The sequence below is a fragment of the Paenarthrobacter ilicis genome (genome assembly GCF_016907545.1).
GTDB classification, from domain to species: domain Bacteria; phylum Actinomycetota; class Actinomycetes; order Actinomycetales; family Micrococcaceae; genus Arthrobacter; species Arthrobacter ilicis.
In genome coordinates this window covers 3954744-3973023 of the sequence record NZ_JAFBCD010000001.1, presented here as the reverse complement: position 1 = coordinate 3973023, position 18280 = coordinate 3954744, and the positions used below count along the sequence as shown (strand labels likewise).

The window sequence follows — 18280 nt, the reverse complement described above, 5'->3', positions numbered from 1 at the left end:
TGCCGGCTCGGCATTCCTGACCCGGAAATGGTGGCCCGCCACTCCTGCGGAGCCCAAGCCCCGCCGTACTCCGGCGGAAGCGCCCGCAATTCACGACGGCGACGGGCTGAGTATCGCTGTTAACGCCCTGGGAGGCTCGTACACCCCGGAGACTGCGGACCTGTTGAAGGAGCTCTTCCCGAAGGCATATATCAAGGAGATCGCTGAAGGCGAGGACGTGGCCGGAGAGATCAAGGCGACGGCGACCCGGCCGGGCACCGTAGCGCTTGGCGTGTGGGGCGGTGACGGAACGGTGGGAGCTGCGGCGGCTGCCGCCGTCGAGCATTCACTTCCGCTGGTGGTGCTTCCCGGTGGAACGTTGAACCACTTTGCCCGGGACCTGCGGACCACTTCCATCCAGGAAACGGTGGCCGCCGTGACGAAAGGCCAAGCGGCCTCCGTTGACCTTGGACATGTGGTGGTTCAGCGAGGCCTGGCCGACAATCCCGAGACCATCGAACTGGCCATGCTCAACACAGCCAGTGTGGGCGTCTACCCCAACATGGTGCGCCGGAGGGAGCGGCTCCAGCCGGCCATGGGCAAACCCTTGGCCAGCATTGTGGCGTCCCTGCGCACCTTTGGGATCAACTCCCCCACCACGCTCCTGGTGGACGGCGTGAAACACAAACTCTGGATCCTTTACATGGGCAGGGGGCGCTTCTACCCCAGTGACCATGCCCCGTTGCGCCGGCCGGTGCTGGACGATGGCGTGCTGGATCTGCGCCTCATCTCCGCGGATGAGCCTTTCGCCCGCGCCCGCCTGCTGTGGGCGGTGGTGACGGGCACCGTGACAGCCTCCAAGGTCACGCACCTGACCGAAGCCACGGAGGTCACCATCGAGGCCGTGGGTCAGCCCCTGGTGATCGCCGTTGATGGTGAGGCCAAACCGGGCGTCCGTAGCGCCACTTTCACTGTGAAGCCACGGGTGCTGCGGGTCTACTCGCCCTTGCCCGAAGCTTAGGGGTCATCCGCGAGGACTACCCTGACCGGACCCTGAATCATCCCTGAGACCGGCGATTTCCACACCCTCCCTGAGTAGCGTTGTCAGTACATTCGAAACTCATCTGCACACACAGTGTGCTCCGAGGAGGGAACGCTTCCATGATCGAAGCAAAAGGCCTGACCAAGGTCTATGGCGAGAAAACCGCCGTGGGCGGCGTCAGTTTCACTGTCCAGGCCGGACGGGTAACGGGCTTCCTGGGCCCCAACGGTGCCGGCAAGTCAACCACCATGCGCATGATCATGGGCCTTGACTCTCCTTCGTCCGGATCTGTGACCGTGAACGGCCAGCCGTTTGTCCAGCACAAAGCGCCGTTGCGTGAGATCGGTGCCCTGCTGGATGCCAAGGCCGTCCACACCAGCAGGACGGCCTACAACCACCTGCTGGCCATGGCTGCCACCCACAGCATTCCCACTAGCCGGGTCCGCGAAGTCATTGAAATGACCGGCCTGGGCGATGTTGCCAAGAAGAAGGTCAAGGGATTCTCCCTGGGCATGGGCCAGCGCCTGGGCATCGCCGCCGCACTCCTTGGCGATCCGCAGACCATCATTTTGGATGAGCCGGTCAACGGCCTGGATCCGGAAGGCGTGGTGTGGGTCAGGAACCTGGTCAAGTACCTGGCCTCCGAGGGCCGCACCGTGTTCCTCTCCAGCCACCTCATGAGCGAAATGGCGTTGACGGCCGACCACCTGATTGTCATTGGACGCGGCAAGATCATTGCCGATGCTCCCATCAATGACATCATCACGGGCAAGGGCCACGCCCGGACCCGCGTCCGCACCGATCAGCCGGAGCGGCTGATGCAGTTGCTCGCCGGAACCGGTGTTTCCGTGGAAGTCCATGAGCGCGAACTGCTGGAAGTTTCCGGGATCGATCCCCGCGGCATCGCCACCACTGCCCTGGAGAACCAGGTGATGGTTTACGAGCTCACTCCGCTGCAGGCCAGCCTGGAAGAGGCGTACATGGAGCTCACCAAGGACGAGGTCGAATACCACTCACACATCACCGCCGGGGCACCCGCACCCGCTCAGGCCGGAGGGAAATAGACATGAGCACCAATACTTTGGACCGTAAATCCGTCCGCAATTCGGTGGGCCCGGGACCGGCATTCCACCGCGTCCTGAACTCTGAATTCATCAAGTTCCGCACCCTCATGTCCACCCTCATCCTGCTGGCGTCCACCGCCGTGGTGATGGTTGGCTTCTCAGCCCTCGGCGCGTGGGGAACGGGCCAGTTCGCCAAGCAGGCAGCACAGGATCCCCAGGCCGCCGCAGCGATCGCCGCGCAGGGTGGGGACCTGGCCGTGACCGTACCGACGTCCGGCATCGTGTTTGCCCAGCTGATTCTCGGTTCCTTGGGCGTGCTGCTCATGAGCTCCGAGTTCACCACGGGCATGGCCCGCTCCACGTTCGCTGCCGTACCCCGGCGGATGTCGCCGTTCCTGGCAAAACTGATTGTGGTGATGGTCAGCGCGTTCGTCCTCACCGCAGTGGCAACCTACGTTGCAGGTCTGGTGGCACTGCCCATCCTGACCAACTACGACCTCAAACTTGACCTCGCCAGCTCACAATCGGTCAAGCTCCTGCTGGTCAACAGCATCTACGTGGCTGCCGTGGCAGCCATCGGCATGGCTCTTGGAACCCTGGTCCGGAACTCGGCCGGCGGCATCATGAGCCTGGTGGGCCTGTTCTTCGTGGCGCCGATCGCCTTCCAGCTGATCCCCGGCGATTTCTTCAAAGAGGCCAGCAAGTACCTTCCCGGCAACACCATCAGCCCGCTGACCGCCGTCGAGCATGTCCCGGACACGCTTGAAGCGTGGCAGGCCGCCCTGGTCCTGGGTGCCTGGGTAGTGGTTCCGGTGGCGTTGGCCATGGTGCTCCTGCAGAAGAGGGACGTCTAGGACGGGTGTCCGTCTAGGCTCATTCCATGACTGAAGCTCCACAGATGAGGGACGCGTCGGCCACATCGGCTGACGCGTCCTTCGCTGAAATCGCCCAGCGCCGGCGCGGCAGGATCCGGCGCTACTTCTTCAAGCGCCCCCGCGCCATGGACGCAGTGGTGATCATTTGTTACCTGCTGCTGGCGCTGCCCACCGTCATCACCTCGCTGATTGACGCCAAATGGTTCGTGGTGGCGCTGCTGGTGATGATCGCCGTGGCGTTGATCTTCAGGCGACGCTTCCCACTGCCGGTGGTGGCCGCCGTCGCACTGCTGGAAATCGCTGCCGCCATTTTGAACCCCTGGGGTTCCAACGTTTCGGTGGGCCTCTGGTTCGCCCTGTACGCGCTGGCGTCCCTGCGGAAGCGCTCCACCGCGCTGGTGGTATTCGTGGTGGCGAGCTTGCCGCTCAGCGTGCTGTACCTCTTTATGTGGACAAGTCCCACGCAGATGAGCACGTTGCAGGAAGTGCCGGAAAACTTCCACCTGATCAACAACATCGCCACGGCGATCACCATCATGTTGTCCAACCTCCTGGCCACGGGGATCGGCATTTCCGTCCGTCAGCGCCGCGAACACGAGGCTGAAATTGCCGCGTGGGCAGCCAGGACCACCCAGCTGGGCAAGGTCAGCGAACGGAACCGGATTGCGCGGGAAATGCACGATGTTGTGGCACATTCGCTCACCGTGATGATCAGTTTGTCCGACGGCGCAGCGGTGGTGGCAAAGAAGGATCCGGAACGCGCGGACCAGGTGCTCGGCGAACTGTCACGCACTGGACGGGCCGCGTTGGCGGACATGCGGCGTGTGCTGGGTGTCCTGCGGGATGATTCCGGCCGTCCGGCGCCCCTGTCACCCCTTGAGTCAGGCCACAACCTGGCAAAACTGCTGGAAGGGTTCCGGACCGCGGGACTTCCAGTGCATTACGCGCATACGGGCCCCGCCCTTCCCGCTGATCCCGCCTTCGAGCTGACCATTTACCGGATTGTCCAGGAGTCGCTGACCAACGTGTTGCGCTACGGCCGCGCGCTGAGCCGCGTGGATGTGCAGGTGACGCGGGACGGCGATCTGGTCACCATTGACGTTCACGACGACGGCAGGGGCACCCGGGAGGGCAGCGGCGAAACCGAGGGCAGCCTGGGCAGCGGCCAAGGCATCGCCGGGATGCGTGAGCGCGCCGGGATTTATGCTGGAATTGTCACCGCCGGTCCCAGTAAACGGGGAGGCTGGGCGGTCCACGCCGAGCTCCGCTGGAACGGCGACAAGGGGGAAAAATGACCGACTGCATCAAAGTCCTGCTGGTGGATGACCAGCCACTGCTGCGGATGGGCTTCAGGCTGATCCTGGAAGGCGAAGAGGACTTTACCGTTGTGGGCGAAGCCTCGGACGGTGCGGAGGCCGTCCGACAGGTTGAGGCGCTTCAGCCCGACGTCGTACTGATGGATGTCCGCATGCCCACAGTTGACGGGATCGAAGCCACCCGGCGCATCTCGGACTCCGGTTCTGAGGCGCGGGTGATCATCCTGACCACCTTTGACCTGGACGAATACGCCTTCAGTGGCCTGCAAGCCGGCGCGTCAGCGTTCCTGCTCAAGGATGTTGCGCCGTCGGAGCTGGTCCATGCCGTGCGGCTGGTGGCCAGCGGGGATGCGGTGGTGGCTCCCCGGGTCACCCAGCGCCTGCTGGAAACCTATGTCCGCGGAGGTGCGGTGCCTGGCAGCCAAACCAACCACCACAAAGATCCCCTGTTGGACGATCTCACGCCCAGGGAGACGGAGATCCTCACCACCATCGCCGAGGGCCTCTCCAATGCGGAGATCGCCCACAAGTTCTTCCTCTCCGAGGCGACCGTCAAAACGCATGTGCGCCGGATCCTGAGCAAGCTGCAGTTGCGGGACCGGGTGCAGGTTGTGGTGTACGCCTACGAGACCGGCCTGGTAGTGCCGAGCAACCCGGACTACTGAGCGGTCCGGCGCCCAGTATCATTTCCTTCTGGGCCGACTGGCCAAACGATCCTTTGGAAGGGGACGAATGGAGCGAGCGGGCCTCGACGCCATAGACCAAAGGATCCTGTCAGAGCTGACCAAAAACGCCCGCATTCCGCATGCCGAACTGGCGGGCAAGGTCCTGCTCTCCCGCAACGCGGTGCGCCAGCGGATCGAGCGCATGGAGCGGCAGGGCTACATCCAGGGGTACACCGTGGTGGCGGGCCTTGATACCCAGGATCTGGTGTCCGCCTTCCTCATGGTTTACAGGAAAGACCGGATGCGGGGCGCCGACGTGCTCAGCGAACTCCGCGCCATCCCGGAAGTGGTCCTGTGCGATGTGCTCAGCGGGGATTTCGATCTGATTGTCCGGGTGGAAGCGCGTTCGCATGGGCGGATCCGGGAGATTTGGGAACAGATTTCAGCCCTTCCCGGGGTCACGGATACGGTGACGGCAGTGACGCTGTCCACCGTGATCCGCAGGGCCTGACCCCGGGACAGTGGCCGCCGCCCAGGTGCCGACAGCGGTCCGTCAGGTGCTGACGGCGGTCCGTCAGGTGTTGACGGCGGTCCGTCAGGTGCTGACGGCGTCCAGAATCAACTGCGCGTCGTTTCTTTCCATGAAGCCCAAAGCCGCTACCGCATCTATCACCGCCATCTGCCCATCTTTGGCCTTGTGCGCGACCTCAGCTGCGGCGGCATAGCCAATCGCCGGAATAAACGCGGTGGCAAGGCCGGCAGACCGGGATACCCGCCGCCCGAGCTCTGCCTCGTTGGCCGTGATCCCTTCGATGCAGTGCGTCCGGAGGGTCCGCACGCCATTGGTAAGCCAGTCGAAGCCCTGGAACAGCGCGTTGGCAATCACCGGTTCAAAGGCGTTGAGCTGGAGTTGCCCGTTGTCCGCTGCCATGGTCACAGTGGTGTCCGCGCCCGCTATGGCGAACGCTATCTGGTTCAGGGTCTCCGGTATCACCGGATTGACCTTGCCCGGCATGATGGAGGAGCCGGCCTGCCGGGCCGGCAGCAGGATTTCAGCAAAGCCATTCTGGGGACCGCTGGAAAGCAGCCTCAGGTCGCTGCTGATCTTGGACATCTTGATGGCTGACCGTTTCAGCATTCCTGAGACGTGCATGAAGACTCCGACGTCGGAAGTCGCCTCGAGCAGGTCCGCTGCGGGTACCAACGGCAAACCGGAGATTTCCGAAAGAGCATCGACTGCCCGGGCCCGGTAGCCCGGCACGGCGGTGATCCCAGTGCCAATGGCCGTAGCCCCCAGGCTGCATTCGAGCATGAGGTCCGCCGATTCCTGCAGCCTGCACCGGTCCTCTTCGATCGTGGCGGCAAACGCGTGGAACTCCCGGCCCAGGGTCATGGGAACCGCGTCCTGCAACTGGGTGCGACCCATCTTCACCACATGTGCGAATTCGTCGCCTTTGACCCGCATGGACTCCGTCAAAGCGGCCAACTCATGATCCAAGCAACGGATCGCGGAGATCAGGGCCAGTTTGATGGCCGTGGGGTAGACGTCATTCGTCGATTGGCACCTGTTGACGTGGTCAATGGGGTGCACATACTCATAACGCCCCTTGGCGTGGCCCAGGTGCTCCAACGCTACGTTGGCGATCACCTCGTTGGCGTTCATATTGGTACTGGTTCCGGCACCACCTTGAATCATGTCCACGCAGAATTGGCCGTGGTGTTTCCCGTCCTCGATTTCCCGGCATGCGTGATCAATGGCCGAGGCAACCACGGGGTCGATCGCCCCAAGATCCCTGTTGGCCCGGGCCGCGGCGCGCTTCACCCTGGCCAAGGCCACCACCAGTCCCGGGTACCGGGAAACGGGGACCCCGCTGATGGGGAAGTTATCCAGTGCCCTGGCAGTGTGGGCACCCCAATAGGCAGCTTCCGGAACCGGGATGGATCCCAGGGAATCCCGCTCAAGTCGATGCGTCATGATCCATGTCCTCAGTTATTGATGCAGATGACTTTGGGTTGGGTCATTTCTTCGTAGGCGAAGCGGACTCCCTCACGCCCCATGCTTCCGTACTTGGAACCTCCGAAGGGCATGCCGTCGAACCGGTAGTCGGAGGAATCATTGATCATGACGCCGCCGGCCTGGATCCTGCGGGCTGCTTCCATGGCCTGGCCCAGCGAGGCTGTGAAGATCCCGGCGTGGAGACTGAAGTCAATCGAGTTGGCAACCTCTATGGCTTCGCCGAGGCCGTCCACCGGACGCAGCATCACCACGGGGCCGAACACTTCCTCTGCCCACAAGCGGCTGTCTTCCGGGACGTCTTCCAGGACTGTTGGGTGCAGGACGTTTCCCTGCACCTGGTTCCCCGCGAGAATGACGGCTCCCGCGTTCACCGCGAGATCGATCTTGGTGCGCACTTCTTCCAGGGCGGAGGCGCTGATCATGGGACCCACGTCAGTTGTTTCGTCCGAGGGGTCGCCGGCCACCAACGCCCTGGTCCCAGCGAGGAACAGTTCCTTGAACCGGCCGTATACTTCCTTGTCCACCAGGATTCTTTGAACGCCCACGCAGTTCTGGCCGGCTGCCCAGAACGCTCCGGATACGCAGGACGCTGCCGCCTCCTGAAGATCTGCATCGCCCATGATGATCACCGGCGCGTTTCCGCCCAGATCCATGGACAGCCTTTTGAGGCCCGCCGTCTTCGCGATGCTTTCGCCGGTGGAAAAGCCGCCAGTGAAGGACACCATGCGGACATCCCGTGCAGCAATGATGTGTCCTGCGATCCCGCGGCCGCCGTGGACCACGGTGAGCACGTTGTGGGGCAGGCCGGCTTCCATCAGGACTTCAGTGAGCAGCTGGGCTGACAAGGGGGTAAGGGCGGAGGGCTTGAGGATGACGGCGTTTCCGCCCGCAATAGCCGGTCCGATCTTGTGGGCCACAAGGTTGAGGGGATCGTTGAAGGGCGTGATCGCCAGGATCATTCCCAGTGGCTCCCGGGTGAACCATCCTGTCCGGTTTTCAGAGCCCTGGTAGGCATCGAAAGGGATGACCTCCCCGGCGCTGCGACGCGCTTCGGCCGCGGACAGCCGCAGGGTGTTGACGGCGCGCAGGACCTCCTTGCGTGCCTGCCGGATGGTCTTGCCGGCTTCGGCAACGATTGTCCCGGCAAAGGTGTCCCGCCGTTCTTCCATCAAGGCGGCGGCCCTGTCCAGAATCTCTGCCCGGGCGTGCCGGGAAAGGCCGGCAGCCACACGGGCTCCCGCACGAGCGGCTTCCAGGACGGCGTCAACATTCGCCTCGTCGGTCAGGGGGACAGCACCCACCACGCTGTGGTCGTAGGGGCTGGTGACATTCTGGAAGGCCGGAAGGGACGGAGATTCCGTCGCGGTACCTGTTGCCTTAAGCATGGGAGGCCACCTTTGATGCAGCGTGCATGGCAATGATGTCCGAAAGCAGGGCGTAGGCGGTCTCCACGCGTCCGGCACCCGGTCCGGACACCGTGACCGGTCCCAGGAGGTCGGTGGTGAAGGAGACTGCGTTGGTGGCGCCGGATATTCCTGCCAGGCCATGGTCCAGGGGCAGTGCCACGGGTTTGACGCTCGCGATGACGGAGCCGCTTGGCGTGATGCGCGCGGCGCCCACCAGCTTCCAACGCAGCCCTTGGCGGGCGGCATCCTCGATAGCCCTGCGGGTGACGGAGGAGATGCCTTCGCAGCTGACGTCCTGCAGGGAGATGCCTGCCCCCAGAAGCTGGTTGGCGAGGATCAGGACCTTGAGGCGAACATCGTAGCCCTCAATATCGGCGGCCGGGTTGGCCTCCGCGTAGCCCAGATCCTGCGCTTCCTTGATGGCATCTTCCAGGTCCATCCCGGATTCCATACGGCCAAGCACGTAGTTGCTGGTTCCGTTGAGGATGCCTTCGAAACCGCTGATTTTCAGTCCGGAGAACATCTTCCTGGCGAGCCGGATCACCGGGGTTCCGCTCATCACGGCGCCTTCGAATTCGAAGTGCACGCCATTCATCTCGGCCAATGCCGACAGCTCAGGCCCCTGCAGTGCCACCGGCCCCTTATTGGTGGTGCATACGCTCTTGCCTGATTCCAGTGCCCAGCGGACGTGGGATACAGCAGGCTCCCCGTCTTCAGGGTTGGTGAACGTTGCTTCACACACGATGTCAGCCGTGCAGGTGCGGATCACTGACTCATTGTTGGTGTCCTCCGAACCGCCATGGTCCGCAAACGTCTGGCCCTGGCCCAGACCAAGCACCAGTGGAAGATCGATTCCGTCGGCCTGCACCAGCGAACCCAGGCGAAGATCGGTGATGGCCACTACGCGGAGGCCAAAACCCAGTTCGCTGGAGAGTTCCTTGCCCCGGGTGGCAATGAGTTCGGCCAGGGTGCGGTTGACGCCGCCGAAACCGATCAATGCGAGGTCATAGGTCTTCATGGTTCTCCTTCATGGATGGGGTGGATGGTTCAATCTTGTGGCAGCCCCCTGTCCGTCCCACCATGTTGTTCTGCCCTAATCCGTGGGCAGATCGACCATTCGGCTGCCGTTGTGTTCAGGCCCAGTTTCCGAGCCTGCGTGCATCATGTGCATGAACAAATGCATTTAATGACTACTGGAGCGATTTCTGTGTTACCTTCGTCACTACAGACGCCATCCCCGGCACCCTCACCCCCGGATGTCCCAAGGCGTACCTTCCGCATCTGCCACTTACCGGAGACACCACATGGAATCTTCAACACCCCTGCAACTGGACAATCCGCCCACGGCCACGGCTGCCGAAGCTGAGGCCGGGCTTCGCCGCTCAATGGGCCCACGGCACCTCATCATGATCGCGATGGGTGGTGTGATCGGATCCGGCCTGTTCCTGAGTTCCGGATACACCATTTCCCAGGCCGGTCCCCTGGGTGCAGTGATCGCCTACCTGATTGGCGCCTTCGTGGTGTACCTCGTGATGGCCTGCTTGGGGGAGCTGGCAATCGCCTACCCCGTGTCAGGGGCATTCCACATCTACGCGTCCCGATCCATCGGCCCTGCCACCGGTTTCGCCACTGCCTGGCTCTACTGGCTCTGCTGGGCCGTGGCCATCGGGTCCGAGTTCACCGCCTCCGGACTCCTGATGCAGCGCTGGTTCCCCGACGTCGAGGTCTGGGTTTGGTGCCTCATCTTCGCGGCGGTTCTTTTTGGCTTGAATGCCTTCTCTTCCAAGTTCTTCGGTGAATCCGAGTTCTGGTTCTCCATCGTGAAGGTGGGTGCCATCATTGCGCTGATCGTGTTTGGCGGTGCCGCCTTGTTGGGCTTCCATCCGCTATCCGGGTCCACCAACCACCCATTCCTCCTGGAGAACTTCACCACCTCCGGCGGGCTCTTCCCCAACGGCTTCACAGGGGTACTCGTCACGGCTCTCGCGGTGTTCTATGCCTTCTCCGGCTCAGAGTTGATTGGTGTTGCGGCCGGCGAGACCAAAGACCCTGCAAAGAACATCCCCAAGGCCATGCGCAGCACTGTGATCCGGCTCCTGATCTTCTTTGTAGGCGCCATCGCCGTCATTGCGGCCACCGTTCCCTATGACCAAGTGGGGCTGGACGAGAGCCCCTTCGTCACCGTTTTCTCCTCGGTAGGTATCCCCTTCGCGGCGGACATCATGAACTTCGTCATCATCACGGCCCTGCTATCCGCCGGCAACAGTGGGCTGTTCTCCTGCGCACGCATGCTTTATTCACTGGCCGATGAAGGCCAGGGCCCCAGGGCCCTCAAGCGCCTGACCCGCCGGGGCATTCCCTTGGTGGCGCTGTCCGTGAGCATGGTGGGCGGATTGGCTTCCTTGGTCAGCAGTGTTGCGGCCCCTGAGACCGTCTACCTTGCCCTGGTTTCCATCGCCGGTTTCGCGGTGGTGGGTGTCTGGATGTCCATTACGGCCTCCCACTTCTTCCACCGCAGGGCGTTCATCCGCAACGGTGGACGGCTGTCCGATCTCAGCTACAAAGCTCCGTTCTTCCCGGTGGTGCCGGTCCTCGCTTTCGCCCTGTGCCTGGTGTCCCTGGTAGGCATTGCCTTTGACCCAACGCAGATTGCTGCCTTGTACTTCGGTATTCCGTTCGTGGCGGCCTGCTACCTGTTCTTCCACTTCCGTTACGGGGCGAAAGCCAAGGCGAAGCGTTCACGCTGACGTAAAACCATTGAGGTGTACGTATACCAGCAGCACGGCCGGGCACCATGTCCGGCCGTGCTGCCTTATCCGAGGAACCGGGATGACCTTGAGTGACACCAAGCATGCGGTCACGGCAGGCCTTCCGAGCTGGCTGGAGATCGATGGCTCCGCTTTTGGCCGGAATGTGCAGGCTGTGCAGGGCATGCTGGACGGCCGCGCCCTGTTGTGTGCGGTGATCAAGTCCGATGCGTACGGGCATGGAGCGGACATGCTGCTGCCGTCCCTGGTGGCTGCGGGTGTTCCCTTCATAGGGGTTGGAACCAACGCTGAAGCCGGTTTGGCCCGCAAGCACGGATTCGCGGGCCGGCTCCTGCGGGTCCGGGCAGCGGCACCGCAGGAGGTGCACGCAGGCCTCCCCCATATGATCGAGGAGCTGGTTGCCGATCCGCAGAGCGCCTGGGAAATGAGTCGGATAGCCTCCGGGGCGGGGCGAAGGCTGCGCGTCCACCTGGACATCAACTCGTCCGGAATCAGCCGGCACAGCCTGGATGTCTCGTCGTCCTTGGGCCGGGCCTGCGCGGCAGGAATCGTGGGCCATCCAGGTTTGGAACTCGCCGGCATCATGACTCATTTCCCCCTGGATGACCCGGAGCATATCCACAGTGGGCTCCGGCGGTTCAGGTCAGAGGCGACCGCAATTCTCCGCGCGGCCAACGTGGACCGCAGGAAGGTGTTGCTGCACGCCGCAAACTCTTTCGCAGCGCTCAACGTCCAGGACTCGTGGCTGGACATGGTGCGCGCGGGTGCTGTGCTCTATGGCGACTCGGACCCGAAGCACACCGGATTCGAGCGGTGCCTGGCGTTCAAGGCCCGGATCGGATCCGTCAACCGGTATCCGGCCGGGACCAAGGTGGGTTACGGCCATACCCATACGCTGGCGGTGGACTCCAGGCTGGCCACCGTGACCGTGGGCTACGGCGACGGGTACCGGCGGGCCTTGGGCAGGGGCGGAACTGTCCTGGTCCGGGGGCAGCGGGCTCCGGTGGTGGATGCCATTTCCATGAATTCCATGGTCGTCAACGTTTCCGGGATCAACGATGTGAACCCCGGAGATGAGGTGGTGCTCTTTGGGCGTCAGAATGATGCGGAAATCACCGCGGCCGAGCTCGAGTCCGCCAATGCAGGAATACTCGCGGACCTGTACACGGTGTGGGCCAGGGACTCCCGTGTCCTCAGGGCGGATGTGCACGTGTGAGAATGGCGTGAGTGCTTGGTGGAAGGAGCGGATCAGTGGAGGTGTCTCCGGAAGCTTCGTCTTTGGCGCAAGGCCTGCGCCTGGTCCGGCTGGTTACTGACCGCGAAAAACAGGGCCGCCAGCTGCTGGGAGTCTCCCAGCTGGCCGCCGAGCTGGACATGGAGCAGAGCCGCGTCTCACGCCTGGCGCAGGAACTGTGTGACTTGGGATTGCTGGAAAGGGTGGACCGCGGCCCCTTCCGCGCAGGACCGGGTTTCTTCAGCCTGGCCGCCTCCCTCAACGTTGGCTGGGTCCAGGAATCCCGGGCAGAGCTAGAAGAGCTGGTCTCAAGCCTGGGCCTGAGGTCCCGGCTCTCCGTGCGGCAGGGTGTCCGTGTCCTTTTGCTGCGGTCCTCAACAAATAACTCAGTGCTGGGTGGCTTTGCGAAGCCCGGCATGGTCACGCCTGTATGGTGCACGGGAGCCGGGCGGGCCCTGCTTTGGGACCACACCCCCGAGGACCTTGAATCCTTGCTCCATGGCGTGAACTTTATTGGCACCGGTGGTCCCGCTGCGGCGCATTCCGCGGCGGAAGTCATGGATCTGATGGTGCGGGACAAGCCCGGCGGAGTTGTTGTTGCCGCGGAGGAGTTTGAGCACGATGTGTGGGAACTGGCTGTCCCTGTCCGCTCGGCAGACGGGAAGATCCTGGGAGCCCTCAGCGTGCTGGGGAGCCGATCACAGGTGGAAAACGGCACTCCGGAGATCGCCCCGGTTCTTCATTCGGCCGCGCAACGACTGGGCAGGACGCCCCAGGCCTAACTGTTCCCGACGGAACCGGGCAAGCCCTCCGTGGGCCCCGCACGCCCGCCTGCGGTGGTTTCGAGCCATTCACTCCACGAGTGCAGCGCCACAGCGAGGCTTTCGCGCTGCGGTTCCAGCCTCGATTTGGGGCCAACGATCTGCAAGGCAGCCGTTACTTCGCCTTTGAAGTCCCGGATGGGTGCCGCCAGGGAGTAGAGGCCCGGCTCGGCCTCCTCATCAACAATTGAATATCCGCGTTCGCGGGCGGCACGGAGCCTCTCCAGGAAGTCGTCCACGGACACCGGGGTGTTGGGTCCGTGTTTGGCGAAGTCCACCGATTCCAGGATCTTCCGCACTTCCTCGTCCGAGGCATCCCACAGAAGAGCCTGGCCCGCGTCACTGCAGTAGGCGGGGTAGGGGCGGCCCAACCAGGACCCTACGAGGTTGGCGCTGGCAGGCACTTGCTCGGCAATGGTGACTGTACTGTTTCCGCTCAGCACGCCAAGGAAGCAGGCTTCGCTGGTTTCGGCGGCCAGTCCTTCAAGGGCGGTCAGGCCGTTGGTTTTGAGGCGTTGTTCCGTCACCAGTTGCGCGTCGGCCAGTATTGACCAGTCCAGGCTGTACTCCCGTTGCTCGGATCGCGTCAGGAAGCCGGCCTGCTGGGCACCTTTGAGGCTTCGCGAAACCTGGCTGCGGTCCTTGTCCAAGAGGCCTGCGACGTCGGCCACGGTCCCTCCGGCATGGCCGGAGGCGTGACGGGCTCCGACGGCGAGGATGGCCATCATGCCGCGGCCCATGCTGGAGGTCTTAGACATGGATCGATTCTAGCCATCCGCCCAATCAGTGGATGGCAAAGACCCTGGCAGGGAATCCGCTGCCGCCCAGGGGCTTGGCCCACGTGGCGATCAGCACGGCGCCTGATTCCGGCAGGGAATCGAGGTTGGCCAGCAGTTCTATCTGCCACTTGTTGCGGGCCAGGACGTAGGTTTCCAGGCTGAAGTCCTGCTGGGACGTTGCAAGGCCGGGGTCCGTATCCGTCTGTTCGTGGCCGACGGCGGCCGCGCCCCGCTGTTCGAGCAGGTACTCCAGGACTTCCCGGGACCATCCGGGCGTGTGGCTCAGGCCGTCGTCGTCCTTGTTCGCCATGGCGTCCGGGTTGGGCCAGCGCTTGCTCCATCCGGTCCGGAGGGCCACGAAGGATCCTTCGGGGATCCCACCGTATTGTGCTTCCCAGGCGAGGACATCAGCCATGGTGGGGACGGCGTCGTCGTCGTTTTCAACACGGCCGCTGATGTCGAGCACCACCAATGGCAGAACCATCTCTTCCACGGGTATCTGGTCCAGCGTCCGCCCACCACGAATGAAGTGCGACGGCGGATCGACGTGGGTGCCCCACTGGCCCACTATCGAGTACCTGTGGGCGGTGAAGCCGTCGCCCTTCTCCAGGTCGAAGAGCGCCTCCCGGGTTTCGTCCGGGAAGGCAGGGAAGTGGGGTTGGCCGGGATGGAATGCGTGGGTCAGGTCGGTGAAGGTCTTGTTGTCGAGGAGCGGAGCGAGTTGCTCCCACAGGGTGGTCACGAGGCCACCGCCTGCTGGCCAGCGGACGTCAGGGAGCTGCTGGAGACGCTCAACGGTCCTGAAACCTCAATGACCGGTACCTCCCAGGGGTGGATGTCCACGATCCGCTGGACCAGTCGCTGGACTTCTGCGTCGTCCAAAGTGTCGTCAAAGTAGGAGGTGAACACGAAAGTGGGCGAGATGGTCCGCTGACCGACGCGGCCCAACGTGGGGTTGGCGCCTTCCGCCACGGTGAATCCTTCGAAGCCGGCGGAGGACTCAAAGACGTGGTGGTAGTTGCCGAAGCCGCCTACTTCGGGGCTTTCGCCCAGCGTCTGAAGGAGGGACGCGATTCCGGCGTCTTCTTCCAGCGCAGCAAGATTGCCTCCGGCCAACTGGGTCATGGTTTCCAGGGGGATGGGCCAGTGGATGCGGATCTTCCGGACCGGTTTCAGGTGAATGTTCATGGGTGGTGACCTTCCGTGATGATGTGCTGGAGCCATCGTGGCACACTGTGACGGGCATTACAAGCATATGAAATTGCCTATAGTGACCATTGCTTGGAATGAGCCCTGCTCCTCAAGTCCCGGGGCTAGACTCGAGGGCATGCCTTCGAATGCTCCTTCAGCAGTTGCCCACATTCAGGACCTGGGCGCCTATGTATCGGCGTCTCCCTCCAGCTTCCACGCTGTTCATGAGGCAGCCCGCAGGCTGGATGCGGCGGGGTTCACGGCCTTGGACGAGCTGCAGGCGTGGGAAGCCGGGGCAGGCCGGTTTTACATCATCAGGGACGGCGCGCTGATTGCCTGGGTAACGCCGGACAATGCGGGTCCCACCACGGGATTCAACATTCTGGGCGCGCACACTGACTCGCCGTCCTTCAAACTCAAGCCCAAACCAACCACCGGTAAGTTCGGGTGGCTGCAGGCCGGCGTCGAGGTGTACGGCGGACCGCTGCTGAACTCCTGGCTGGACCGGGAGCTGCAGTTGGCCGGACGCTTGGTGATGCATGATGGCACGCAGCACCTCACGGCCACCGGTCCACTTCTCCGCTTCCCGCAGTTGGCCATCCACTTGGATCGCGCGGTCAACGACAATGGCGTGCAGTTGTCCAAGCAGCAGCACATGAACCCCATTTTCGGGCAGGGGGATCCGGCCGGGGAGGACCTGCTGGCCCTGCTCGCCGAACGTGTGGAGGGCGCCACTGTTGATGCTTCCCGCATCGGGGGGTACGACGTCGTGGTGGCGGACACGCAGGCACCCGCGGTTTTCGGGGCCAACGGTGAGTTCTTCGCTTCAGGCCGTTTGGACAACCTTTCGTCCACGCATGCGGGCCTGGCGGCCCTGATCAGCCACGCAGGTGACGTTCCCGCGGACGGCCCCATAGCTGTGCTGGCAGCCTTCGACCACGAGGAAATCGGCTCCAATTCCCGTTCCGGGGCCTGCGGTCCCATCCTTGAGGACATCCTGGTGCGCATCTCCGACGGCCTTGGCGCTTCGGTGAGCCAGCGGCGGCAGGCCTTGGCGGCGTCGTTCTGCGTTTCCGCGGACGCGGGCCACGCTGTCCACCCGAACTATTCCGAGCGGCACGATCCCGCCAACAGGCCGGTGCTCAACGGTGGACCGCTCCTGAAGATCAACGCAAACCAGCGGTACGCCACGGATGCCCCCGGAGCAGCGTTCTGGGCCAGGCTGTGCAATGAGGCCGGAGTGCCCTACCAGGAGTTCGTTTCCAACAACGATCTTCCGTGTGGCTCAACCATCGGCCCGCTGACGGCCACCCGTTTGGGCATCCGCACGTTGGACGTAGGTATTCCGCTGCTGTCCATGCACTCCGCCAGGGAGCTGTGCGGAGTGAAGGACCCGGCCTATTTGGCCTCCGTCTCAGCCCTGTTCTTCCGCACCGCCGTGTGACCGAACCCTCAAACAGTCATTTCAGGGGTATTTCCAATATTCTTCACAAGAAACATTGGATGCATAAAAGGCTACATTTTGTGCATGATCCCTGTTTGGGTCGCCCCAAAATGGCCGTCTGCACAAGAGCGCAGAAACTTTTGGGGGTTAACGTGAATGAGTCATGTGGCCCGTGGCACACGCCGCGGCCAACCCCAAAAACCTAAAGGACGGCGCAGATCCATGCACGCTGACCAACAACTTTCAAAGTCCCTGAAGCCCCGCCACCTCTCCATGATCGCTATTGCCGGCGTGATTGGTGCGGGGTTGTTTGTGGGCTCCGGAGCTGCCATCCAGCAGGCAGGTCCCGGCATCCTTGTGGCCTACCTTGCCGCAGGGCTCGTGGTCATCCTGGTCATGCGCATGCTGGGCGAAATGGCCGCGGCCAACCCGGAAACCGGTTCTTTTTCCACATACGCCGATAAGGCACTGGGCCGATGGGCAGGCTTCAGTATTGGCTGGTTGTATGCCTGGTTCTGGATCATTGTCCTCGGAATTGAAGCGACGGCGGGAGCCGCCATCATGCACCGCTGGGTGCCCGGCGTTGACCAATGGGTCTGGGCGCTGATCCTCATGGTGCTCCTGACGCTGACCAACCTTGGCTCCGTGAAGTCCTACGGTGAGTTCGAATTCTGGTTCGCCTCCATCAAGGTCGCTGCCATCGTCATCTTCCTCCTGGCCGGCATTGCCGCCATCCTGGGCCTGATGCCCGGTGTCTCCGCCCCGGGTGTGGCGAACCTCCTGGACCAGGGCGGCTTCATGCCCAATGGCCCCGGTGCTGTCCTGGCCGGCATCCTCGTGGTGGTCTTCTCCTTCTTCGGAGCCGAAATCGCCACCATCGCTGCTGGCGAATCCGAGAACCCCGTGGACGCCGTCAAGAAGGCCGTGAAGTCCACCGTGTGGCGCATCCTGATCTTCTACATCGGCTCCATCGCCATTGTGGTCACCCTTCTGCCGTGGAACGACGCTTCCGTGGCAAAGAGCCCCTACGTTGCCGTGATTGAGCTTTACGGCATCCCGGGAGCCGGCACCATCATGGACATCGTGGTCCTCACCTCGGTGCTGTCCTGCTTGAACTCCGGCCTCTACACCGCAAGCCGCATGCTGTTCTCGCTGTCACAGCGCGGCGATGCACCCCGGGCCTGGATGAAGATTTCCAAGCGCGGCGTTCCCGCGGCCGCTGTGCTGGCATCCACCGTGGTTGGCTTTATCACCGTGGGCCTGAACTACATTGCCCCGGATACGGTCTTCCTGTTCCTGGTCAACACTTCCGGCGCCATCGCGCTCTTCGTCTGGCTGGTGATCTCTGCGTCACAGCTGATTCTGCGCCGCCGCATGGGTGCTGCAGCCAAGGACCTGGAGCTTAAGATGTGGTTCTTCCCGTATCTGACCTGGATTGCGATCGCCAGCATCGTGGCGCTCATTATCGGCATGGTCATCATCGAATCCACCCGTGAGTCGCTGTTCCTGTCACTGGGCCTGGCCGCAGTCGTGGTCGGTATCGGTGTATGGCGCTACCGGTCCAAGGGTGCATCGCCCTCGGCTCCGGTGCGTGGAGGAGAAGCCGAGCACACCAACGTGGGTTCCTGACCGGCGTCGTACGAAACAAACGCAGCGGGATGGCTGCCGTCGGAGACGAC

At 63.1% G+C, this 18280-nt stretch carries 17 protein-coding genes; 11 read left to right on the top strand and 6 right to left on the bottom strand.

The genetic code is table 11. The features are described 5' to 3' along the window. From JOE60_RS18240 to JOE60_RS18215, 6 genes are all read left to right on the top strand, one after another. Positions 1 to 1000 (top strand): diacylglycerol/lipid kinase family protein (locus tag JOE60_RS18240; protein WP_204814968.1); only part of this gene is annotated, 1000 nt, incomplete at its 5' end. Positions 1001 to 1140: 140 nt separating this feature from the next. Beyond that, on the top strand, positions 1141 to 2085 hold the full coding sequence (locus tag JOE60_RS18235; RefSeq protein WP_167268116.1) for an ABC transporter ATP-binding protein: 945 nt from the start codon (positions 1141 to 1143) through the stop codon (positions 2083 to 2085). A 2-nt stretch (positions 2086 to 2087) separates the two neighbouring features. Then, positions 2088 to 2939, top strand: coding sequence for an ABC-2 transporter permease (locus tag JOE60_RS18230; protein ID WP_167268113.1), 852 nt, complete (start codon positions 2088 to 2090; stop codon positions 2937 to 2939). 26 nt (positions 2940 to 2965) lie between these two features. Then, the gene (locus JOE60_RS18225) at positions 2966 to 4255 is read left to right on the top strand and encodes a sensor histidine kinase (RefSeq protein WP_167268111.1); all 1290 of its coding nucleotides are present in this window, start codon (positions 2966 to 2968) and stop codon (positions 4253 to 4255) included. Next, on the top strand, positions 4252 to 4941 hold the full coding sequence (locus JOE60_RS18220; protein ID WP_167268109.1) for a response regulator: 690 nt from the start codon (positions 4252 to 4254) through the stop codon (positions 4939 to 4941). Before JOE60_RS18225 ends, JOE60_RS18220 begins: the two co-directional genes overlap by 4 nt. 67 nt (positions 4942 to 5008) lie before the next feature. Then, positions 5009 to 5452, top strand: a complete 444-nt coding sequence (locus JOE60_RS18215) for an Lrp/AsnC family transcriptional regulator (RefSeq protein ID WP_167268107.1) — start codon at positions 5009 to 5011, stop codon at positions 5450 to 5452. An 84-nt stretch (positions 5453 to 5536) separates the two neighbouring features. Here JOE60_RS18215 and JOE60_RS18210 read toward each other — a convergent pair whose 3' ends face one another. The 3 genes from JOE60_RS18210 to JOE60_RS18200 are packed head-to-tail and all read right to left on the bottom strand — an operon-like array spanning position 5537 to position 9382. After that, positions 5537 to 6916 (bottom strand): aspartate ammonia-lyase, encoded by a 1380-nt coding sequence (locus JOE60_RS18210; protein WP_167268105.1) that lies wholly within the window; start codon positions 6914 to 6916, stop codon positions 5537 to 5539. 11 nt (positions 6917 to 6927) lie between these two features. After that, positions 6928 to 8343: an aldehyde dehydrogenase family protein gene (locus JOE60_RS18205; RefSeq protein ID WP_167268103.1), complete on the bottom strand. Its 1416-nt coding sequence runs from the start codon at positions 8341 to 8343 to the stop codon at positions 6928 to 6930. Next, the gene (locus JOE60_RS18200) at positions 8336 to 9382 is read right to left on the bottom strand and encodes a homoserine dehydrogenase (protein WP_167268100.1); all 1047 of its coding nucleotides are present in this window, start codon (positions 9380 to 9382) and stop codon (positions 8336 to 8338) included. The genes JOE60_RS18205 and JOE60_RS18200 overlap by 8 nt, the downstream gene beginning before the upstream one ends. 286 nt (positions 9383 to 9668) lie before the next feature. Here JOE60_RS18200 and JOE60_RS18195 point away from each other — a divergent pair, with 286 nt between their 5' ends. The 3 genes from JOE60_RS18195 to JOE60_RS18185 all read left to right on the top strand — a co-directional run bounded on the left by JOE60_RS18195 (position 9669) and on the right by JOE60_RS18185 (position 13148). After that, positions 9669 to 11111, top strand: a complete 1443-nt coding sequence (locus tag JOE60_RS18195; protein WP_167268098.1) for an amino acid permease — start codon at positions 9669 to 9671, stop codon at positions 11109 to 11111. An 82-nt stretch (positions 11112 to 11193) separates the two neighbouring features. After that, on the top strand, positions 11194 to 12348 hold the full coding sequence (alr, locus tag JOE60_RS18190; protein WP_167268096.1) for an alanine racemase: 1155 nt from the start codon (positions 11194 to 11196) through the stop codon (positions 12346 to 12348). A 35-nt stretch (positions 12349 to 12383) separates the two neighbouring features. Then, on the top strand, positions 12384 to 13148 hold the full coding sequence (locus tag JOE60_RS18185; RefSeq protein WP_167268094.1) for an IclR family transcriptional regulator: 765 nt from the start codon (positions 12384 to 12386) through the stop codon (positions 13146 to 13148). On the opposite strand, the gene JOE60_RS18180 is transcribed toward JOE60_RS18185, so the two are convergent. The 3 genes from JOE60_RS18180 to JOE60_RS18170 are packed head-to-tail and all read right to left on the bottom strand — an operon-like array spanning position 13145 to position 15154. Then, on the bottom strand, positions 13145 to 13945 hold the full coding sequence (locus JOE60_RS18180; RefSeq protein ID WP_167268092.1) for an IclR family transcriptional regulator: 801 nt from the start codon (positions 13943 to 13945) through the stop codon (positions 13145 to 13147). The two genes, JOE60_RS18185 and JOE60_RS18180, sit on opposite strands and share 4 nt — an antisense overlap. A 25-nt stretch (positions 13946 to 13970) precedes the next feature. Further along, positions 13971 to 14708, bottom strand: coding sequence for a cyclase family protein (locus tag JOE60_RS18175; RefSeq protein ID WP_167268091.1), 738 nt, complete (start codon positions 14706 to 14708; stop codon positions 13971 to 13973). Then, complete coding sequence (locus JOE60_RS18170; protein ID WP_167268090.1) at positions 14705 to 15154, bottom strand: hypothetical protein; 450 nt, start codon at positions 15152 to 15154, stop codon at positions 14705 to 14707. The genes JOE60_RS18175 and JOE60_RS18170 overlap by 4 nt, the downstream gene beginning before the upstream one ends. A 139-nt stretch (positions 15155 to 15293) precedes the next feature. Between JOE60_RS18170 and JOE60_RS18165 the strand changes: the two genes are divergently transcribed. Beyond that, positions 15294 to 16601 carry a M18 family aminopeptidase gene (locus tag JOE60_RS18165; RefSeq protein ID WP_167268089.1) on the top strand — a complete coding sequence of 436 codons (1308 nt, stop codon included), beginning with the start codon at positions 15294 to 15296 and terminating at the stop codon, positions 16599 to 16601. 222 nt (positions 16602 to 16823) lie between these two features. Continuing rightward, positions 16824 to 18230: an amino acid permease gene (locus JOE60_RS18160; protein WP_167268088.1), complete on the top strand. Its 1407-nt coding sequence runs from the start codon at positions 16824 to 16826 to the stop codon at positions 18228 to 18230. Positions 18231 to 18280: the final 50 nt, after the last annotated feature.